Annotated in this window: 25 protein-coding genes; 7 read left to right on the top strand and 18 right to left on the bottom strand. The window is 40.3% G+C overall.

Going from position 1 to position 20925, the window contains the following annotated elements; all coding sequences use genetic code 11:
* Position 1: 1 nt before the first annotated feature.
* Both D1868_RS06485 and D1868_RS06480 read right to left on the bottom strand, forming a co-directional pair.
* Positions 2–262, bottom strand: a complete 261-nt coding sequence (locus D1868_RS06485; RefSeq protein WP_156006696.1) for a 4Fe-4S binding protein — start codon at positions 260–262, stop codon at positions 2–4.
* Positions 259–837: a 2-oxoacid:acceptor oxidoreductase family protein gene (locus tag D1868_RS06480; RefSeq protein ID WP_231112321.1), complete on the bottom strand. Its 579-nt coding sequence runs from the start codon at positions 835–837 to the stop codon at positions 259–261. The genes D1868_RS06485 and D1868_RS06480 overlap by 4 nt, the downstream gene beginning before the upstream one ends.
* A gap of 400 nt (positions 838–1237) precedes the next feature.
* On the opposite strand from D1868_RS06480, the gene D1868_RS06475 reads away from it, so the two are divergent.
* The 3 genes from D1868_RS06475 to D1868_RS06465 all read left to right on the top strand — a co-directional run bounded on the left by D1868_RS06475 (position 1238) and on the right by D1868_RS06465 (position 5251).
* A complete protein-coding gene (locus tag D1868_RS06475; protein WP_231112320.1) occupies positions 1238–2395 on the top strand; it encodes an AAA family ATPase in 1158 nt (385 codons plus the stop codon).
* 641 nt (positions 2396–3036) lie between these two features.
* Complete coding sequence (locus D1868_RS06470) at positions 3037–4803, top strand: chloride channel protein (protein WP_156006692.1); 1767 nt, start codon at positions 3037–3039, stop codon at positions 4801–4803.
* A 202-nt stretch (positions 4804–5005) separates the two neighbouring features.
* Positions 5006–5251 (top strand): HypC/HybG/HupF family hydrogenase formation chaperone, encoded by a 246-nt coding sequence (locus D1868_RS06465; protein ID WP_156006689.1) that lies wholly within the window; start codon positions 5006–5008, stop codon positions 5249–5251.
* Here the strand turns inward: D1868_RS06465 and D1868_RS06460 are convergent.
* On the bottom strand, positions 5226–5651 hold the full coding sequence (locus D1868_RS06460) for a hypothetical protein (protein WP_156006687.1): 426 nt from the start codon (positions 5649–5651) through the stop codon (positions 5226–5228). The genes D1868_RS06465 and D1868_RS06460 overlap by 26 nt on opposite strands.
* A 135-nt stretch (positions 5652–5786) precedes the next feature.
* Here D1868_RS06460 and D1868_RS06455 point away from each other — a divergent pair, with 135 nt between their 5' ends.
* Complete coding sequence (locus D1868_RS06455) at positions 5787–6350, top strand: cysteine hydrolase family protein (RefSeq protein WP_156006685.1); 564 nt, start codon at positions 5787–5789, stop codon at positions 6348–6350.
* 733 nt (positions 6351–7083) lie between these two features.
* Here D1868_RS06455 and D1868_RS06450 read toward each other — a convergent pair.
* Genes D1868_RS06450 through hypE form a run of 7 tightly spaced genes read right to left on the bottom strand, consistent with a single transcriptional unit; the run spans position 7084 to position 11055 of the window.
* Complete coding sequence (locus tag D1868_RS06450) at positions 7084–7380, bottom strand: hypothetical protein (protein WP_156006683.1); 297 nt, start codon at positions 7378–7380, stop codon at positions 7084–7086.
* A complete protein-coding gene (locus D1868_RS06445) occupies positions 7352–7618 on the bottom strand; it encodes an iron-sulfur cluster assembly protein (RefSeq protein ID WP_156006681.1) in 267 nt (88 codons plus the stop codon). Before D1868_RS06445 ends, D1868_RS06450 begins: the two co-directional genes overlap by 29 nt.
* Positions 7596–8324, bottom strand: a complete 729-nt coding sequence (locus D1868_RS06440) for a class II aldolase/adducin family protein (protein ID WP_231112319.1) — start codon at positions 8322–8324, stop codon at positions 7596–7598. Before D1868_RS06440 ends, D1868_RS06445 begins: the two co-directional genes overlap by 23 nt.
* Complete coding sequence (gene hypD / locus D1868_RS06435; protein ID WP_196770212.1) at positions 8321–9472, bottom strand: hydrogenase formation protein HypD; 1152 nt, start codon at positions 9470–9472, stop codon at positions 8321–8323. The genes D1868_RS06440 and hypD overlap by 4 nt, the downstream gene beginning before the upstream one ends.
* Positions 9465–9737, bottom strand: coding sequence for a HypC/HybG/HupF family hydrogenase formation chaperone (locus tag D1868_RS06430; RefSeq protein WP_156006679.1), 273 nt, complete (start codon positions 9735–9737; stop codon positions 9465–9467). The genes hypD and D1868_RS06430 overlap by 8 nt, the downstream gene beginning before the upstream one ends.
* 1 nt (position 9738) lies before the next feature.
* Complete coding sequence (locus tag D1868_RS06425; RefSeq protein ID WP_156006678.1) at positions 9739–9990, bottom strand: hypothetical protein; 252 nt, start codon at positions 9988–9990, stop codon at positions 9739–9741.
* A 9-nt stretch (positions 9991–9999) separates the two neighbouring features.
* Complete coding sequence (hypE, locus tag D1868_RS06420) at positions 10000–11055, bottom strand: hydrogenase expression/formation protein HypE (protein WP_156006676.1); 1056 nt, start codon at positions 11053–11055, stop codon at positions 10000–10002.
* A gap of 162 nt (positions 11056–11217) precedes the next feature.
* Here hypE and D1868_RS06415 point away from each other — a divergent pair, with 162 nt between their 5' ends.
* Together D1868_RS06415 and D1868_RS06410 are read left to right on the top strand one after the other, a co-directional pair.
* Positions 11218–11712, top strand: coding sequence for an NADH-quinone oxidoreductase subunit B family protein (locus D1868_RS06415; protein WP_156006674.1), 495 nt, complete (start codon positions 11218–11220; stop codon positions 11710–11712).
* Positions 11709–13241 (top strand): nickel-dependent hydrogenase large subunit, encoded by a 1533-nt coding sequence (locus tag D1868_RS06410; protein ID WP_156006672.1) that lies wholly within the window; start codon positions 11709–11711, stop codon positions 13239–13241. The genes D1868_RS06415 and D1868_RS06410 overlap by 4 nt, the downstream gene beginning before the upstream one ends.
* A 44-nt stretch (positions 13242–13285) precedes the next feature.
* On the opposite strand, the gene hypF is transcribed toward D1868_RS06410, so the two are convergent.
* From hypF to D1868_RS06370, 8 genes are all read right to left on the bottom strand, one after another.
* Positions 13286–15508 (bottom strand): carbamoyltransferase HypF, encoded by a 2223-nt coding sequence (hypF, locus tag D1868_RS06405; protein ID WP_231112318.1) that lies wholly within the window; start codon positions 15506–15508, stop codon positions 13286–13288.
* A gap of 13 nt (positions 15509–15521) precedes the next feature.
* Positions 15522–16037, bottom strand: coding sequence for a hypothetical protein (locus D1868_RS06400; protein ID WP_156006669.1), 516 nt, complete (start codon positions 16035–16037; stop codon positions 15522–15524).
* Between the two features lie 133 nt (positions 16038–16170).
* A complete protein-coding gene (locus tag D1868_RS06395; protein WP_156006667.1) occupies positions 16171–16707 on the bottom strand; it encodes a hydrogenase maturation protease in 537 nt (178 codons plus the stop codon).
* Positions 16707–17471: a hypothetical protein gene (locus D1868_RS06390; protein ID WP_156006665.1), complete on the bottom strand. Its 765-nt coding sequence runs from the start codon at positions 17469–17471 to the stop codon at positions 16707–16709. The genes D1868_RS06395 and D1868_RS06390 overlap by 1 nt, the downstream gene beginning before the upstream one ends.
* Positions 17472–17551: 80 nt before the next feature.
* A complete protein-coding gene (locus D1868_RS06385; RefSeq protein ID WP_156006660.1) occupies positions 17552–18094 on the bottom strand; it encodes a hypothetical protein in 543 nt (180 codons plus the stop codon).
* A complete protein-coding gene (locus D1868_RS06380) occupies positions 18040–18489 on the bottom strand; it encodes a hypothetical protein (protein WP_156006658.1) in 450 nt (149 codons plus the stop codon). Before D1868_RS06380 ends, D1868_RS06385 begins: the two co-directional genes overlap by 55 nt.
* Positions 18490–18492: 3 nt before the next feature.
* Positions 18493–18720: a hypothetical protein gene (locus tag D1868_RS06375; protein ID WP_156006656.1), complete on the bottom strand. Its 228-nt coding sequence runs from the start codon at positions 18718–18720 to the stop codon at positions 18493–18495.
* The gene (locus D1868_RS06370; RefSeq protein WP_156006654.1) at positions 18717–19718 is read right to left on the bottom strand and encodes a (Fe-S)-binding protein; all 1002 of its coding nucleotides are present in this window, start codon (positions 19716–19718) and stop codon (positions 18717–18719) included. The genes D1868_RS06375 and D1868_RS06370 overlap by 4 nt, the downstream gene beginning before the upstream one ends.
* A 538-nt stretch (positions 19719–20256) precedes the next feature.
* On the opposite strand from D1868_RS06370, the gene D1868_RS06365 reads away from it, so the two are divergent.
* Complete coding sequence (locus D1868_RS06365) at positions 20257–20898, top strand: D-glucuronyl C5-epimerase family protein (RefSeq protein ID WP_156006652.1); 642 nt, start codon at positions 20257–20259, stop codon at positions 20896–20898.
* Positions 20899–20925: the final 27 nt, after the last annotated feature.

Genomic DNA, 20925 nt, shown 5'->3' with positions numbered 1-20925 from the left:
TTCATTTCACCTCCGGGACCATCTCGATGGCTTTTTGAGGACATATCTGTGCACAGACTCCGCATCCCTTGCAATAATCATAGTCTATCCTCACATCGAATCCCTCCAAAAGGTCTATTGTGTTTTCGGGGCAGTAAATTACACAAAGTCTACATTTCGTGCATTTGTCGTAGTGAATTACGGGTTTTATTATCCTCCAATGCCCGGTAAGTCCAGACGCACCTACTTTCGGTCTTCCTAAGGGGATCGGATATTCGATCATACCTCCCTCACCATCTCATAACCCAGTTTAGCCGCTTCAGCATTAGCTTCACCTAACTTACCTTCGAACTCCTCTTTTACAGCTTCTTCAATTGCGTCCAATGATATCATTCCAGTTATTCTAGCTATTGCCCCAACCATAGGGATGTTAACTAACCTCCACCCCGCAATTACAAGGTTCAGTTTCTCAGCGATCTCCACTGCATCCAAGTAAAAGGTTTTTTTCCATAACTTTTGCGGGGTCTTGGTGTTTATGACCAAGATCCCATCTTCCTTCAAACCCTCTAAAGGGTTCATGACCTTAAAGAGTGAGGGGTCAAATACCCCGACGAGGTCAGCGTTATAAACCTCTCTGTGTATGTATATAGGATCATCCGAGAGGCGAACATAAGAAGTTACCGGAGCCCCTCTCCTTTCCCCACCATAGGAGGGAATGGACTGGCCGTACTTACCTTCAATGACGGCAGCCTTAACGAGTACTTCACCTGCAGTTACTACTCCCATACCGCCTCTTCCTCTAAGAATTATTTCAAGCCTCATAACATAATTTTCTCTTTCGAGGGTAATATTTGTCATTATAGATAAAATTAGGAGAGACAAATTAACCCAGTTTAAGTTTTAAACGGTGATGAGGTAAATCGACTTACTCCTTTACAAGCCGTTTAAGAGGCTAATAATTTGCTAAATTGATAAGGGGGTTAATACTGCTAAATACACTTCAGGCTAAGGAGTTCCTTAACGAGAGCACAACGGATGAAAGTGAGTAGGTAAGTTAAGACTTGACACTAAATTTTCTAGAAGTTAAGATTATAATTATAGTAATATTTCTAACTGCACGCGAGTTATACAAAAAGAGTAAACGAAGATAATAAAATACTATACTGTCCACGCATCTTTAACAGTACAAAAGTTGCAGGCCTTAAATTTTTATTTTACGTCGACGTAATTATTACGTCGGCGTAAAATGCTTTTTGACGTGAGACCGAAAGAGGACAGAAAGGACTTATACGATAGGGATAAAGAGGTAGAAGAAATAAAAGAGAGCGTTGAAAGGAAGGTATGGCTTGCAGTTTATGGAGTGCGTAGGGTAGGGAAAACCAGTGTAGTTAATGTAGCTATCAACGACCCTAAATATATAGTAGTGAAGTTCAACTTAATTAGGATTTACGACCCGAAGAAAAAGAAGTACCCTAAATCCTCCTTCATTAGCCTCTTTTTAGAGAGCGTTAATGAGGCTATAAAGAAGTACACTTTAGGCGGTAGGGTCGTGAGGTTTATCTCTAATGTGTTAGGAATAGATGAGAAATCGTTCATAGAATTTAATGTGGTAAAAATAAGGGCTAAGCTTAAGAGGTTTAGGGATGAGGACTTAAGTTCCGTAATAAGGGAACTTGATTTACTTTCAAGCGATAATAAGAAGACCTTAGTCCTAGTATTTGATGAAGCACAAGAGCTGTTGAAAGTGAACGGGATTAACTTCCCTTCATTCTTCCATGATATTTACGATTACTGCAAATCAACTACTGTAATCTTCACCGGGAGTACAGTAGGAATACTTGAAAAAACGCTTAAGGGGCTTGAATACGAAAAACCGTTTTTTGGTAGATACATAAGGAGGATTAAAGTGGAAAAGTTCAATGAAGAGATGTCTAAGGACTTCCTACTCAAGGGCTTTGATGAGGAAGGAATAAAAGTTAATGAGGAAGTTATCAGGGAGGCATTAAAGAGGTTTGACGGTATCCCAGGATGGTTAACGTTTTTCGGTGCAGAGTATTCATTTAGGGTTAAACATGGGGAGAAGGCTGACATTGATGAAATTGAGGCTATGGCTATAGAGGAGGTAAGAAAGGAAGCTAAAGACTTCATTTCTAACACGCAATCACCCGAGAGGTATTCTGCTGTAATTTTATCACTTGATAGGCTAGGCGGGCATGGGAGTTTAAGGGATGTTACTAAGGTCGTGAATAGTATACTAAACGAAGTACCGGAACCGAGGGTTTACGAGATTTTAAATAGGCTGGTAGACGTGAGTTTCATAGAGAAAGAAGGTGATGAGTATTACTTACCTAAAGATGAGCCCGATAGAAAGGGTTTGGTATTAGCTTCTAAGGATATTCTAAGTAAAGTGAGTTAACAGACTAGGAGTTTCATTGAAGGTCAAACCCTGATAAACTTTTAATGACTCTGATTACTTTCACTATCTTCTATTTTAGCTTAATATCACAAACCAAACAATATATAGTCTTGTATTTGCTCTAAAAAGGCACTTTAGTCTTTCTGTCCCTCGATGAGGAGAGAGTAACTGTGTTCATCCATTTAGGGTTTTCCCTATTTATAAAATGAGTCACTTCCAGATTCTACTTCATAAGTAGACTTCTAGGTTGTTTGGCAGGTAATAAACACGTGCTCTCGTTGTGGGCTTAGTTAAACCCAAAAATACTCCTCAATTTCGTGTCCTAAATACGGAAAAAGGTCGAGGCATGTTATAAGTATTTTCATTTTGAGAATTACCTTAACGTAATTGATGTCACGAACTTAAATGGTGGCTTCTTGGCTTCCCCTCAAACGTATCTTCTAATCAATGAGGAACCCTAGCTAGTAGGCAGGAAGAGAACGGAAAGGATCTTGCTAAATGTTTGCTTTCTTAATCCGTAACTACTTATACGAAAGTAGTCAATAACGATTGCAATACGATTGATAGATTATTTTAGCAGATTTTCTACTAAACCTCAATTTTATTTAAAACTTTAAACCTTGATATTGTTAAAGATCATTATGAACTACTTTGAACGACTAAATTACTATGAAAAGTGGTTTATTCTAGGTGTTATAGCGGGTGTTGTAGCAGGTATAGCTGCTACAATATTTTACACTTTATTACATTTATTCGAATTTATCTTCATACATAAATTTGTAGGTGTTTCTTATCCAGAACCTTTAGGAGAAGGAGGAAGTCTTTCATTCACTTTTCATCCTGGAAATTATTATCTAATTCCAGTCTCAGTGGCTATTGGTGGTCTAATTTCGGGACTTATAGTTTATACATTTGCACCTGAGGCTGAAGGACATGGGACTGATGCGGCTATAAGAGCTTATCATTATTACCAAGGTAAGATAAGGTGGGTAGTAGTACCGGTGAAGCTCATAGCATCATCGATAACTATAGGCTCAGGAGGGAGTGCTGGAAAAGAGGGACCTACAGCTCAGTTCTCAGCAGGATTAGGTTCTGTCCTTGCTGATTTGTTAAAACTTCCTCCCGAGGATAGAAGGAAAATGGTAGCTGTGGGTATTGGAGCAGGTATAGGAACTATCTTTAAGTCTCCCATAGGCGGAGCGCTATTATCTGCAGAAATATTATATAGGAGAGATCTTGAACCTGAAGTATTGTATCCTTCTTTAATAGCTGCAGCAGTGGGTTATGTAATATTCGGGTCAATTTACGGCTTTACACCGGTCTTCGGTTATTACTCAGAACCATTTAATCCGCTCAGATTACCCTTATACGCTATATTGGGAATAGTTAACGGACTCGTAGCAATACTTTATGTTAAACTGTTTTATGGTGTACACTCGTTTTTCAAGAAGTTAAAGATAAACAAATACTTTAAACCTGTACTTGGAGCGTTAGTTACAGGGAGTATAGCGTTAGTAGCTCCTGAAGTAATGGGTACGGGTTATGGATGGATAAATTTGGTTGAGTACGAGAAAATTAACGTATTTTACTCTCCCATTTTACCTGTTGTAGTACTCCTCGCTTTACTTCCCTTATTAAAGATATTAGCTACCTCCTTTTCAATAGGTTCAGGGGGTAGTGGAGGAGTATTTGCACCTGGGCTTTTCATAGGGGCTTTCGTAGGAGCTGATTTAGGTCTTATTTTCCATCATATCTTCCCGAACATAGTTCCTACAATAGCACCTTTCGTTATAATAGGAATGGCGTCGTTTTTTGGTGCTGCAGGAAAAGTGCCTCTCTCAATGATAGTAATGGTAACTGAAATGACAGGGAGTTTACAGCTCTTGCCCGGGACTATGATAGCCGTAGCACTCTCTTACTTAATCTCAGGAAATTACACCATTTATCAAGCTCAAGTCCCTACTAGGAGAGATTCACCAGCACATAAGCTTGAATATGAAATACCATTATTACAAATATTGAAGGTAAGTGATGCCAAACTTTCTGACATTAGAGTAAAGATAAGTGATAAAGTAAGCTCAGCTTTATCTAAGATGATGGAGAACAATTTCTTGAGTTTGCCCGTTACAGATGAAAACGATAGGTTTGTAGGGGCAGTGTATTTAAGGGACTTAGAGAAAGCTAACGGTGATGATATTGTAGGGAAATATGTAGTTAGAGGAGTACCGTATGTTAGACTAGAATCTACCTTTGAAGACTGCTGGGACGTAATGGCTAGACTTAGGAGTAGATGGGTCTGTGTAGTAAAGGATGGCAAATATTTAGGAGTATTGACCATAGATAACCTACTTAAATCATATGAAGAAAAACTAAATGAATTGAAACAGAATACTACTCCACAAAAATAACCAGATTATTTTTATTTTATCTCATTTCTTGATCAACAGAGTTATCCACATGAGGTTTCTGATTTAAGATCGTAGTGAAGTCTTTTAACTTAAGTTAACATGAGCTTTTTATAGACATTGTGAAATTAGACTAAAAGTCAGGATAAGTTACGCCTCGGGTAAAAACTCAATGTTTTAATCCTTTCTTTGGAGATATTTATTTATGGAATACGACCCCTACGATATGGCTTTTGTAGGAAAAGTGGTGAAAAAGCAAGGAGAAGAAGGGATTGTGGACTTCGGAGGTGTTAGGAAAAACATCTCGCTCTCTTTAGTAGACGCTAAGGAAGGTGACTGGGTGCTAGTACACGCTGGCTACGCTATAAGAGTCCTCAAAGAGGATGAAGTCGAGGATGACCTAAAGAGGAAAATAAGTTCAGTTATTAACGACGTAGATGAAGGGTCTTGAGTTTGTTCATAACGTGATCTACAAATTTCTCAAGTTCCTCCCTCTTAACACCCCTCTCTTCACTTACCTTAAACACTATTTCCTCTACCCTAGTGTAATTCTTATACTCCTCGTTAAGCCTCTTCCATGGTATACCCCTTAAAGCATTTGCATACTTATCGTCAAAAGGGAGGGAACCGTTTAACATAAGACAGGATATAATAGGGTAACCTATATATCCCCTAAACCTTGTCCCGTTATCATCACTGTAGACCACTTGCCCCTTGATCTTCACCTCGTACTGTTTATCCCTCTCTGAGGAGATTACCTTACAACCTTCCTCTGTCTTTTCAACTCTACCATCAGCAATAGCTCCAAGTGCCTCAAGCACTTTAATTCTGGGCGGGAGTTTAAGTTCCATAACAACTATTTCGTAAATTAGACATTAAATGTTTACCACCGATATGAGATCCAAATTTTAAGGGCTCTCGTGGCGAGTTTTGCTTGACATTTTGTTTGGTGATAAACTTTTTACCCACTGATCAATTATGAATTTATGGCTTGGTATAACAAAGACGAAGTAAAAAAGTTTATAACTAGGAAGAACTCCGTTCTTGTAGTATGGGATGTACAAGAAGCCCTAGTTAACTCAATATTTAACAAAGATGAATTTCTCTCCAAGCTTAAGGAGTTAATCGACGCTGCTAGGCAGTACAACGTGCCAATAGTTTACACTAAGATAACACCCTTACCTGAGAGGTTTCAGCCCCCATACTTGAGGAGGAGATTTGATCCGGGTGACATAGTTAAAGAGGTATACCCTAAGGAGGGTGACGTAGTACTGAACAAGAACACTGCTTCTATATTCGTAGGGACTAACTTCGAACTCATGGTGAGAAATGCCGGAATCAACGTCATTGTTTTCACGGGGATCGCTACGGATATCGGTGTAGAAACATCAGCGAGGCACGCCCAAACCTTGGGATTCTTACCGGTAATAGCTAGAGAAGCCGTGTCATCAGCAGACAAGGAAGCCCATGAGAGGTCTTTGGCTAACATGAGTAGGTTAATGTTAGTCCTAGACAACAAGGAAATAATAGAAAGGTGGAGTTCTGAATAAATAACTAAAAATCTTTTTTAAATCTACTCCACAATTTCCAGAGCACGGTAAGCAGTCCCTAAGTCAACTCCTTAGGAGGGTAGATACAAAGTTTAAAATATGTTGCCATAGTTGTAAGTGGAGACATGACGGTAAGTTACTACACATAACAGAAGGGCCAAATGAAAGGGTTATCTATATAACATACATCACTTTGGAACTCTTATTTAGAAAAATCTCAATGAAAGACACATCCTTTTAACTACTCAATACTTGCGTCATCAATATTGTAAAAATCACTATGAGGAGAATTATAGCTAAAGATGAAATAATACTGTATGGTAGTCTTAGGTACGTGAAAGATGGTTGAAGTCCTCCTCTGTTAATATTTGGATAAATTTTCTTCATTCCTAGTTTGTTATTTAGAAAAATTACTTAATCAAACCGAGCTTTCATCCGCAATGCCTAGTCCCGTGATAGGGGAAAGGTACTTATTGTTCTCCTCATTCCCATTAAGAGCTTAGCCAAACTGCGGATGAGCGTCTCTTGCATCAGTGAGAGATCTTCTGAAAAATAAGTGTTTAAATTTGGATATAATGTATTCTTCATCACCACCGCACACGCTTTTGATTCCGTTACTCCTTTTTTATAACTAATATTTTAACTAGCTTTATATACGTGTTAAGTGTTACTAGACCTTAGCTAGTTCTATACATCTACTTTATCGTTGTTCAATTCTTTAGCATTATGTTGATTATAATGACTTTCCTTCTACTACTGATACTCTCTTTTTTACAGCGGTAACTAAACTATCAATCTCAGTAACACTCCCCGTAATTATAAGATCGAACATCCCATCTATAATTCTTTCATAAATTTCATACAATTCTTTGTCTTGTCTTATCGTATCTAGAACCTTCTTCTTAAAATCAGGCTCACTATCGTCCACTTCGACTAAATTTTCTATACATTCTAATAAGGCAGAAAGTTTTATTGCAGGGTCTTTCTCTACTTCAGCAATCTCAAGTAGTTTGATCGCTAATTGCTTCATAAAGCATTTCCAACCTCTTGTTTATTTCTTCTTCTAAATAGTAATTTTCTAACTTAACTCTTCTTCTAGTATATAGGACAAGTTCTATTCCTAACGCTATTACGAGTATCTGAGGAGTATAAGGAGATATAGGTTTGTAATATAAAGTCCCGTCCTCACCTTCCCTGACAAGTCCCAACTCTACAACTGGTACACCGGTCTCAGGCTCTAAAACCTCACTTAAATCCGGTCCTTCCACCGAACTTCACCGCCCTAATATACCCTGCCCCGGGCTTCCTTAAGTCGATCAAAGTTAACTTATGTTTTATACCTCCCAGTGCCTTAGCCGCTATGTTAAACCTAGCCCACTCATCAAGTATCTCTATGAAAGCCCTAGCTTCGTGGATACAAGCACCTGCTGAAAACGCGCCATGATTTTGAGTTATTACTACCCTGGGGACTTTCATCCCCTCACCTTGAAACGCCTCTCCTATATACTTAGCCAATTCTTTAGTCCCGGGATGCGCATAGGGGACTATCTTAACTTCACCGAGTATCGCTGCGGCCTCACCGTGAGTTACCTCTAAGTAACCCGAAATAGTTGCCCCCATCACATAAGGGACGTGAGCGTGAATAACAGCATTCACATCAGGTCTCCTCTTATACACTTCTAAATGAGCGAAAGTTTCTATAGAGGGTTTTAAGTCGCCAACTATTACATTACCGTTTAAGTCTACTGCTATCAGATCCTCTTCTGTTAAGCTCATTCTGGGATAACCGGAAGGAGTAATCCATATCTTATTACTCCCAGGCAATCTTGCACTTTGATTACCCCCTGCGTTGGTGACTAATCCTTTATAATAAAAAGCCCTCACAGTCCTTACCAGCTCTCTTTTGAGCTGTTCTTCGTCTGTTTGGCATAACTTACAGAACGTATTACCTATCATATAGACCGTAGTAATCACCTCTTACATCTGGGAACGTAGTTGAGTATCTTGTGGTGAGCCCATATCCAACAAGTCCCCTCCTGAGATACCATAGGAGACCCCTTAGGGTCTTCCGGGGTACAAGTCTTCATATAAAGCGGGCATTCTGGGGGATCTATTAGACCCATCACTACTTCACCACATCTTGCTCCAGCAACATATTCGTCCTTAGTTGAAATCCCCTTCCTCAACCCATACCTCTCCCTTGCATCGACTTCCTTGAACTCATCCTTCAACCTAAAGCCTGCCTTGGGAAATATAGCTACCCCCCTAACGTAACCGTCCTCTAGATCGAAGACTCTCTCCATCACCTCCTGAGCTTTAACGTTCCCTTCCCAAGTCACAGCCCTAGTATACTCGTTCTCTAACATCGGCTTGCCCTCATAGATCTGCCTTAATAGCATGTAAATTGAAAGAAGGACGTCAATGGGCTCAAAACCTGAGAAAACTACAGGTTTTTTAGTCCTCAGGAAGTACTCGTAATAAGGTTTCATCCCGGTAATGGTTGCCGAATGGCCAGCTGAAATGAAAGCGTCTATCCCTAGAACGTTTGACTCCATTACAGAGCCCTGAATTGAAGGTGTGTATCTGTATGAAACTAGGAAGCTCAAGTTCCTTGGTACTCCCTTGAGTACCTCGAAGGCTGTAGCTGGTGCAGTAGTGTCCATACCTACGGCGAAGAACAGAAACTCTTTGTTTGGCTCTTTTCTTGCCATCGCTACAGCGTCCTGGACACCATATATCACTCTTACGTCAGCTCCCAAAGCTTTTGCGTCTTGTAGGCTCATCTTAGTTCCTTTACTCCTGCTCATGTCGCCGTAGGTTACGACTACCACACCGTCTAAGGCAAGTTTTACCGCATCGTCTATATCTGTAGCCGGGGTTATGCACACTGGACAACCAGGGCCAGCCCTGATCTGAACATTATCTGGTAAGAGTGACCTTATGCCGTAATGGGTTATTGTCCATTCGTGAGAACCGCAAACGTGCATTATGGCTATATCCTCTTGTATTTTCTTTGCTAGATCGTTAATTTTCTCCACTATCGCCTTCGCTAGGGTTGGGTTTCTGTAATACTTCAAAATCTGGGGGAGTCTTTCTTGATTCTGTTTGTTCTCGCTACTCACCTTTACCACCTATCGCCTCGTATAAATCTCTTCTTTTTTGTTCTTCGTCTAATTCTTTTGTCATCTCTTCCCATAACTCTATTGTCTTCCTAGCCTCTTCTTCGTCCACTATTTGAATGGCATAACCTGCGTGAACTAATACGTAGTCTCCTACCTTGGCGTTTACCAACGATATCAACACGTTGTCCTTCACTGTCCCTCCGAAGTCCACCTTTGCGAATTCACCGTTTATTTCTATTACCTTACCTGGATATGCAACACACATGTCAACCACCGTAAATTTTCCTAATCTCTTCTAGCTCGCTTTTACTGGGCTTAGAAACTGGTAGGTAGTCTTCATCTACGTAAAGCATCGGGATAGAACAGTGAAGAGGCATCGTAATCTCATAGCCACATACATCACACTTTAGGTATTCGTATTTCCTGAAGTTACCCTTCAATTCATACGTCATTTCCTTGTTGCAATGCAGTGGGACTTTTTCTACGTGCCCACAATCAAGACAAACTAACCTTGCCATTGGTACCACCTAACAAATTCTTGGGACGGGATCACCTACTGGTCTTGTGACAAGTCTCTTTCCTCCTACAGCTGTTTCTAAGATAACTCCTTGAATATCCTTTCTGACTTCACCTATTATAGCAGCGTTTTTACCCCAGGGCGTCTTATGTAGTGTATCTAAAACGTCTCGAGCCATCTCTGGTGAAACGGCTAAAACAGCTTTCCCCTCATTCCCTAACTCCATCAAATCTAAGCCCAAGAACTCTATCGCGTTCCTGACATCCTCCCTCACCGGTATATCGTTCTCCCTTATGTAAATTCCCAAGCCGGATTTTTCGCTCCAGTCGTTTAATAAGTCTGCTAACCCACCCCGCGTAGGGTCTTTAGCGTCGGCAACTCCCCCTACTTCGAGGACAGCTTTCATCATCTTATTCAGCGGCGCTACATCCGACTCAACATTTATTTCGAACTCTATTCCCTGCCTAGAGGAAAGTATTGCTATCGCATGATCGCCTATGTTCCCCGACACTATGATCTTATCACCATCACGTAAATTCATAGGGACTAACCATTCGTACTTTACCTGCCTGGTCTTTCTGAGGACGGTGAAGTTATATTTAAGTGCGTCTGAGGCAACGCCTATACCGCTGGTGTTGATAATCATTTTGTCCAAAGATCCTTTCTCCATAACTTTAGTATCGCCAGTGACTATGTGAACCCCTGCTTCTTCTACTGTATTTTTTATGCTCTCAACTATTTTAGCTAGATCACTCTTGGGGAATCCTTCTTCTATTACAACTCCTAAGCTTAAGGCTATAGGATCCCCGCCCATCATGGCGATATCGTTTACAGTCCCACTTACGGCAAGTCTACCGATATCTCCTCCTTTGAAGAAAAGGGGTCTGACTGTGAAGGAATCCGTTGTAAAGACTATACCGTTTATCACCGCTCCGTCATCAAGCACATCAAGACCGACCTCTCCGTAACCGTCGTAGAGTTGAAGGAAGTATTCCTTAATGAGATTATGCATATAAGCTCCTCCAGCTCCGTGCAGTCTAGTGATCACACTTTTTGGATCACTCATGGTAGCTACATTATAATATCACCGCAGGACTTATTAAATATTGTGTTCTAAAATATCATCTTAATAATATTTTTATTTTTTTCAATATAATTATGAAAAATTTTATTATATGCCCGTTTAACCGGCTCACAAGTTTAAATATCAGTAAATCTAAAATTTTCTATGGATTATTGTGAAGCTTTAGAGACAGTTCTTAAGAGTAATGTAGTTTGGATCGAAGCCCAGTCCTGCTCCGGCGAAAGTGTGTCGATACTTAAATCGGGTTGTAAGTCATTAGAAGACATTTTCTTTCACTCCTCACCATTTAAGATGTTTTCCATTATAAGTGGTGAAAGAAGTGGCCAGGAATATCTACGAGAGATCCTCCAACAACAAGACTTCATTTTGGTAATTGAGGGGGCTTTACCCAAGGACGAAAAGCTCTGTCATGTAGGGGATATGACTTGTGGAGAACTGATAAGGAGGCTGAGTCAAAATGCCAAGGCTATCATCGCCGTAGGTTCGTGTGCCGTTAACGGAGGGGTTATCAGAGAATTAGGTTACGTGGGTATTAAGGAGTATTTAGGAAAACAAGTATATGAGGTACCGGGCTGTCCGGCTTCGGATAAGATGATGGTTGCTGCAATATACTATGCTGTAACGGGTAGCAAAAGTTGAAATTAGAGCCCATCACAAGGGTCGAAGGTCATCTGGGCGTAGACGTCAAAATTGACGGTAATGTCTACACTGAGGCTAACGTAGAGATAACCATGTTCAGGGGCTTTGAGATACTTTTGAAGAGTAAAAAGGTAGAGCTAGCCCCTAACCTTACAGAAAAGATCTGCGGAGTATGCGGTGCAACTCACGCATTAGTATCGACGGAGACGTTAGAGATGGCTAAGGGTGTTTATCCGAGTGAGGGGTATATAGACTTCAGGAATATAGCCTATTCTTTAGCCGACATAATGTATAATAACGTAGTAGTGGCATTTATGTTTGAGGCTATAGATTTTTCTTCGAACTTTGTATCCCGTTATAATCCCTCCTTGTTCAATAAGGCGAAGGAAACCTATTGTACATATAAGGATAGACACGGTTACGTTAGGGTCTCAGACTTACTGCAACAGCTCTACTTTAGCGGGGAAATATATAAGACAGCGCTGAAAGTCCAGACTAAGATCAGAGAGATGGCAACCTTGATATGGTTGAGATACCCGCAACCTGTTTCATTACGGGCTGGAGGTCTCGAAATCAGAGATCAAAACGCAGATCAGAAAATTAAGGATGGCATAAAAGGCATAAAAGGGGATATTGACAGATTACTTTACGTAGCAAAAGAGCTGAGGGAGTTTTTCGTCGGTATGTACAAGGATATAGGTGAAGACTTCATAACTTACGGTTTATTAGAACCCCACGAGTATGACGCTACTTATGAAAACATGAGTTACTGGGCTTCGAAGAGGTATTTCCCTCCCGCGTTAGTCAAAGGAGGGGAAATAGTTTCACGAGACCTTAGGGAAATACTGTTAGGAGTGAGGGTGGACGTTGAAGGAACTCCTTATGAGAAGTGGACAAGGAGCATTGAAAGAGACTCTTTAGGGAATGAAGTCGATGAAAGGCACCCTTGGAACAAAGAGACTCGGCTTAAAGTCTCTGGGAGGAACTACTTATTTCACGTAAGACAGAATATTGGTAAAGAAGAGTTTCTACCCACTACCGGAGATATAGCTAGGTTATACGCTTATAGAAAAATAAAAGGAAAGCCTAAAGCTTTTGATGAGGAGTGGGAGTATAAAAGTAACGACGTTATGGAGAGGTTTTTCGCAAGGGTTTTTACAGTCGCTTTTCTGGCAGAGTATTTGCTTAATGTAGAGGTGAGTAGGAACTTCAAGACATTCTCTTTAGGTAAAGAGAGCGAAATGGCTGTGGGGGCACATGACGCACCGAGAGGAGGAAACGCTCACTGGATGATCGCAAAACAAGGGGTTATACAACGTTACGAGATAATTACTCCCACGGACAGAAACTTCAGCAAGGGTGGACCAGTAGAGAAGTCAATAGTAGGACAGAAGGTAACAGAGGAGACCGGTGTAACAGGCCTTGACGTACTCAGGGTAGTAAGGAGTTTTGATCCGTGTTCAGCTTGTGCAGTCCACATTTTCAACAAGAAGGGAGAGAAGATTGTTAGTATACAAGCGGTTCCATAAAGGACTATAGACGTCATCTCACTGAGTTAGCCAGATTAAAAACGTTAAGAAGTATCATTAATTAAAGCGTAGTAATAGGCTTGTCCTAAAGCTATTCCTCCGTCATTAGGCGGAACTTTCCTCGGTAGAATTATCTCAGCTCCTTCACTGTTCTCCATCATACCCTTTAAGATGTACTCATTCACTGCTGCTCCACCCGACACTATTACCTTGTCTCCGTATTTCAACGCCGTCTTAATTAGAGCCTCTCCGAGCCTATACTGGACAGTATAAGCTATGTCATTTATTCTATATCTCCCCCTGTTTTCAATGAGCCATTTGAAGACACTAGGAGTGTCTATCTCCTCACCCACAACCTTAATATCTAAGTCGAGCAATTTACCGCCTCTCGCGGAAGCCTCTAACTTTATGGCCGGTTCGCCTTCGTAAGTTCTCTGGTCACACACGTTGAGAAAAGCAGAAACTGCGTCTAAGAACCTCCCCGTACTCGACGTCATTAAACCGGGCTTCTTTGTAATTTTTTCCAACAATCTCGCCTCTTCTTCCTTTATTCCAGCTATCTTTCCGGCCTCATTCCAATCCATAAAAGTTGACAAAAACATCGCCAACATCCTCCTAGGTCTTAGAGCATTAACATCACCTCCAACATAAGGCACATATTTCAGGTGGTGTTTTCTCTCGTATTTTACACCCTCAAATTTAATCACCTCTCCTCCCCAACCGTTGCCATCATCCCCGTAACCTATACCGTCAATGGCTATACCGACACCACTCTCAATACCGTTTTCTGCAGCAACACTCAGGATATGGGCTACATGGTGTTGAACCTTTACTACTTTAGCTGAGAACTTCTCCGCAAGCTTTTCTCCCAAGTATACACTCTGATAAGCGGGATTCTTGTCAACTACAACAACTTTAGGTTTGAGAGAATACATTGTGACGAACTTTAAGACGTAGTTCTCTAAGTCAATTAGAGTTGAATATTCATCGGTATCACCGATGTAAGGAGTTAGGATTACCTTGTCCTTAAATGCTACAGCCCCAGCATTCTGAAGCTCCGCACCCAGTGCTAATATATCATGGTGTAAGGCCTTATTCTTCAGCTGTATCCATAAGGGGGCATAACCCCTACTCCTCCTCAACAGAAGCGGCCTACCATTGGAGACCCTGATCATGCTGTCGTCCACACGGTTAACAATTTTCCGATTGTGGTATAGGACATAGTCTACAACGTCTTTCAGTTTCTCCTTAACACATTGCTCGTCAACACACATGGGAAAGCCGTGTTTGTTACCGCTCGTGGCTATAAAGAGGTGCGGAGGAAATTCTTCCAACAGAAGGTAATGAAGGGGTGTGTAAAAAAGAAAGAATCCCTCACGATCGAGGCCCGGTGAAACATATTTAGATAATGACTCACCATCCTCTCTCTTCTTCAGCAGAACAATAGGTCTTTGAGGAGAAGTTAGAAGCTCCTTCTCCTTTTCATTTACTATAGCGTAATTTTCGATTATCTCGAGCGACTGTGCCATTACAGCAAAGGGCTGTTGGGGTCTGTTTTTCCTCTTCCTGAGCTTTAACACTACGTCATCGTTGAGTGGGTCAACTACGATATGAAATCCGCCTATTCCCTTTACTGCTATTATATAGCCCTCGGAGATAAGTTTAGCCGTAGTTTTTATGGGATCTCCGTCTATAATCTCTCCTTCTATTGTAGATAGAAATAGTCTGGGACCACATATAGGACAACTTATTCCCTGAGCGTCAAATCTCCTCTCGTCTTCCGGATTATGATATTCTCTCTCACATTCTTTACAAAGGGGAAAGTCCCTCATGGAAGTGTTTTCCCGGTCATAAGGGATTGTGTACATCATAGAAAACCTGGGACCACACTTCACGCAACTGTTGAAGGGGTATCTATACCTTCTGTCCTGAGGGTTGAGCACTTCCCTCATACAGTCCTCACATACTGCAAAGTCTGGAGGTATTTGGCTAGGCTCTTTTACGTAAGTACCACTGGGAAGTATAAAGAAATCTTTCCAGTCACCGCATTCAGTCTCTTCTGTTATGATTTTATCTATTTTGGCGACTTCTGGAACGTCTTTAAAGAGAGACTCCATGAACTTACCAATATTTTGTTTGTCTCCTTGTATTAGGACTTCTACTTCACTTCCTCCCATGTTCTTAACGTATCCTTTCACTCCGCTCCTCTTAGCTATCCTGAATATAAAGGGCCTGAATCCTACACCTTGTACTATGCCCGTGATCACTATCTTATAGCACTCAACTATTATTTTTCACCTGAAAAATATTCTTTAAACCCTCATATAACTTTACTTCGTGGTTGGAGAAATTCTTAAACAGTGATACATGGAAATCTATGGTTAGCCCCGTCTGTATGTAATTAACCTTTAGTCTGTCGGCTTCAGACTTATATAATACTGTTACCGCACCTTCAAGGGCTATATCTAGCCTCTCGTTAGAGGGTACGAAATAATAAGGGGGCTTGAACTCGACCCCACATGACGCTACGAACTTTTTGTCCATTAACCTCTTGGAGATATCATACTGTGACACTACGACTTTCTCGTTCTTGCATATGTCCTCTCTCGAGTTGGCCAACACCTCATCCTTAAATACCTTCACCTCATGTGCTATCAAGTCCCATTCCTTTAGTGTCTTGGTTACATAATAAGGTGACAAGATTACACTTGGCTTAGAAATGCTTATCTTCAACTGACCAATCTTCACCTTCTCATTGAAAATTAATGATAAGATCACATCAGACGGTAAAAACATGTAAAGTGTCTTTGCTTCTGGTATTTCTTCTGCAACCTTTGCAAACTTCTCTCTCTAACCACATATTCATACTAGACAGCAATAGGGCGTTATAGGGATCTCTCCTACTATTTCCGCAATACTATTTCTATTACTAGAAAGGTCTATCAGAGCTAATCACCTCCTCAAAATTCTTTAACACTCTTTCTTTATCTATCTTAACATTATAGGGCTTCAATACATCTTTAAGTGCATCAAGTATTTGGGGTACTTTCTCCTTTAACTTCTCTGAAATTCCGTTCATAGGTTCTAAGACGTAGGGTCTATGTCCTATAATGAAAATTTTAGGGTTGTAGCCCATTAGTTTCAGGATAAAAAGAATACTCTGGATCCCCATACCGTGGGATCCAGAAATTTGCATGTCCAAGACCGTTGACGTAACCTGATCTGCATCCTCTTCATCAATTTTTTCCTCAGAAACATAAACACCTTCTTGATCTACCGCTACTGCGTCGAGGATAATAATTATGTCGTATTCTTTCAGGTAGTCTATCGCATTTACTCCGGCACTGCCCAGATCTATTACATCAGCACCTTCTACGTTGCCCTGCATAGCTTGTGCCAAATACGAACCTAGGCCGTCATCACCCATTATCCTATTACCCACACCCACTATAGCTATCCTCTTCATCAAAAATCCCGCCAATATTTAGCATCTTCCGGTAGCGGTTTCCAAGACTCAGCCTTCGGAGAGTTCATTATCTTTCCGTGGAGTTTGATCAGCTTAGATATTACCGGCATTAGTTCTTCCCTCTCCCTCACTTCATCCGTTATAAGCTTTGCCACCAACTCTCTACTCTTTTGCAAGTTACTCGTCACATCCTTCCAAAGACCCCAGTCCTTTGAAGTGAGTTCGAGTATCTTCTCTTCAGGTACATCAAAGAGGACTAACGCAATGATGTCAGAAAGATCCTTATTAGTAGGGAAATGCATTTGAAGTTTTGATAAGAGGAGGTCTTGTTTATCGAATGTAAAATCGGAATTCCAGTTTACAGGGATAATGTGATTGAATTTCATGTCCTCAGAGTAATAAACCTTGACTATTATGTCCTCTTTGAAGAACATACCTGCTATATGACCTAAAGTTTTTTCGAGGTGTATGTAAGGTGTATAATCTAAGCTGTAAATTATTTCCTTAAACTTGTCTCTGCTCTCCGGTCTAACAATAAAGTTTATGTCCTGAACTCCGTTACGTCTGTACAGTGTTATCAACTCCCTAGCTAACTTGTTATCTTTAACTACGCTGTATATCCCCACAGAGCCGTATAGGAGGAGCTTTACTCCTTCCTTGGTACAGGCATCATAAATTTTCCTCGCTTCATTAAGGTATTTTTCGAGCTGTTCAGCCACGTTTACTTTTCTTAGTTGAGAATCGAACGGAAATATACCAGACACTTTTTATTCACAATAATAGTTATTTAAAATAATTATTTAAATGTGATGTAAAAAGAAGAGGAAGAAGCTTACTTAATGACTCAGGGTGAGAGTAACTTGCCTATTAACTCTTCTAACTCAGAGATGACGTTTTGGATCTTAATTTGTTTCTCATCTCTTTTTATCACCTTCACGGTCTTGTCTATTTGTACAGTTGTGAACTTCCTCACCCTCATCTTTAAGTCCGGGTCATTACTAATTATAATCCCGGTAGTAGTGACGTTACCTACTAGAGGCAATACAGACGGGATTTTCAATAAGTTAAGCTTTTTCTTAAGCTCTAGCTCAAGGTAAACCTCGTAAGACCAGACTACGTCATCGGGATTTATGTTATTTCTTAAAAGTCTTGCAATTAGAGAATCGGCATAATATTGAACATCTCCGGAAAGAAAAGCCACCTGCTTCACAAAATTAGGGTTCCTATCATCAGGGATTATTTCAACAGGTATTCCATCTAAAATCTTACTGAGCAAGTCTTTAGGGATAGTCCTCACGAAAGTTATTAGATATGCCTTTTCCTTTAAATCTCCTAAGACTTCACTCCCAATATTTTGTGCACCTCCTCTTTCATCAGCTTTAAACACTCCTTACCCCAGTCACTCATCTCTCCATCCTCGTTTTCTACTTCACACTCTATAATTATTGTTTCATCGGGTAAACTGCCTAATGCATTTGAAGATTTTATGAAGCTTTCGACATCCATGAAATACGCCTTCATATTATTATAAATATCAGCCCAATCACTGAATGCGTCTCCCCTTTCCGGTTTGTAGACCCTAAGTTCCCTCTTACCTCTTTTCTCACTGACTAGCACAATAAGCTTAGAGGGAGAAATTTCGTATAAAAAAGTAGATGCCTTAATTGCACCCATACTTAAATCTATTACTTCTATCCCCTCTCTTCTTAATTCCTCCATAGCTATAAGTGGAATCTGGTAGTCACCCTTATACCAATATCCTACAGCCACAATCGTAGTCAATTCTTACCCACGCTTCTTTGGTCTTAATTCGTCAACAAGTCTATTAAACATTTCTTCCTGAGTGGATTTTTCATCGACTTTTATACCGTATAACGAGAGTAGCTCTTTAAGAATGTCGGGACTTTCCTCTTTCGGTTCCTTTATAGTTAGTAATTTCTTGAAAGTGTCGTAGTCCTCCAAGATCGTCTTCTTCAGTTCATCGAGACCCAGTATACGAGACAATATGCTCATTTCACAATCGCCTTGTTAAGTAGACTAGTGATATTTACTACCTTAAAATTCCCTTGATTATCCTTAACTCCATTTTCAAGCGATAACTTGCAATTGGGGTCGAACACTACGACGGTCCTTCCCTCCCACTTATTTAGCTGCGCCATAACATATTCTCTGACCTTCTTTAACGTATCTTTCTTTTCGTCAAACAGTTCTAGCATATGTCCACAAGTGTATAATTTATCCGATGAGGGTGAAACTTTGGGTTCTTTAAACTGTGGAGCGATGAGCCTCATTAACTCCCTTGGCGGTTCTTCAACTCCTCCTAACCTGCTTAGAAACTCTGAATAATGAACAGTGACTGGAGTATCCACATCGGCTTTCTTTAGCTTTACCGTTCCTGCTTTATACCTCTCGTATACCGTCTGGGTTATGTGTTCAACTGGAATTGGTAGTTCTAACCTTGTGCTCTTAGGTCCTTGCCATCTCAACCAGAAGTACGCCGTACCGTCCGTAACCACTATTTTCTTTATTCCTAAAGTTTTTGAAATTTCTGCTATATTAGTATAGACCTTTCTAGCTGTTTCGAAGTCTCCTACCATGTAGGCATAATAGCCTGGATCTGAAATTGAAGAGCTGACGGTGTAACTAACTCCGAGATTTGACATTACAGAGGCTACATTGGCTAAGTTCTCCTGGTCCTTTATCTCTAACGGTGAAGGTATGTAGAGTACTTCGGCACCTCTCTTATCTATCGGTAGTCCTGCATTAGTCGCAGCTAGAGTCCATTGGTCTTTACTTATACCCAGCGCATTTCCGCTTTCCTTAGTGTTACTTGCTATGATAACAATGGGATATCTGTTACATAAAAGGTAAAGGGAGTAGAGAGAATTTATCAGTCCACCCTTAATAATCGCGTAATAAATTAAGCTCATGACGACTTCGTGGGAAATAGTTGAAGATATAGAAGCTAGTGAGAGTTTTCCAAAGGAGTGAGTAGTCTCGGTATTAACCATAGGTATATGCTAATAGCTAGAGATAGTAGAGGGGAACCTGATATTAATACAAAAAATAGAGCGGTCATTATGAACGATACTTCGAGAAATAGAAAAGCCTTGTCCATGTTTTTATGAGGTAAGAAATAAGCACTGTCATGGTAATAATGTAGAGTAAATAGATCAATACTAATTGGTGAATACCACCGTTCATATAATTACTTTTTCTAATAATAATTATAAAGTTTACCTTATTATACCTAGTATACCTTTTTAAATTATCCCCACAATATAACTATTATATGATATTTACGGAATGGAGTCCTACTTTCAGAGGAAAGTACAATATGAAAGAAATGCTCGCTGTTACCTCGAGGAAGAGTTAAAAAAGTCGAGCAGGAGTTTAAAGACTTAGAAATTCCTGATAATAGACGCTGATGAAAGACCAGACTTAGCTATAAGGTATACTCCTCAGATATATCCTTGTATTAGTATAATCTCAGAAAGAGGAATAATAGGGGGAAGCTTCGGTTTCGTTGAGAGCGAAAAAATTAGTGAGATGATCTCTAATTCCATTACACTTTTAGATGATAAGGAAAAATTAGTTAAACCGCCCACTGTCAAGAAAGAGTTACAAAGGTTCCCTCTGGATTATGTATTTAAAGATATATTGAGGAGGTGTGAAAGTTACTTTGACTGGATCTCTGGGGGTTTTGAAAAAGAGCCGAAATTTGTGTCCCCAGAGGTCTTGAGGCTTTTCCTTAAATTTAATGACTCCTACCACCAATCTATGGTTTTTATAACCCTAGACAACGCAATAGAGCACTTATGGGACAACGGGTTCTACCTCTTCTCTAAGAGCGTCGATTGGAAAGAGCCTTATAGGGCTAAAATGGCTGATTTCAATGCAAGTATGGTTTCCCTACTTCTCGAGGCTTACAAGGTCTTTAAGGACGATAATTATTTAGATTACGCAATTAGGACTGGGGAGTTCCTCAAATCACTAACAAGGGATGATGGACTAATCATGAACGGCATAGCTTTTGACAAACTTGATCAAAGACCCTTTTTGCATGTTAACGCTCTCGTTTTAGAGGCTTTCTATAGCTTGAAAGATTATGAGGACTTTTCGGAAAGGGCTAAACTGCTTCAAGAGTCTCTTTCCGGAGCTAAACACCACAGAATTGACAATTATAAATAATCTACATTATACCTCTTCGATCTAGCA

Origin of the sequence: Stygiolobus azoricus (genome assembly GCF_009729035.1) — an archaeon.
Classification (GTDB): Archaea; Thermoproteota; Thermoprotei_A; order Sulfolobales; family Sulfolobaceae; genus Stygiolobus; species Stygiolobus azoricus.
The sequence above is the reverse complement of the archived record's forward strand: the minus strand, read 5'-3'. Positions and strand labels throughout refer to the sequence as shown.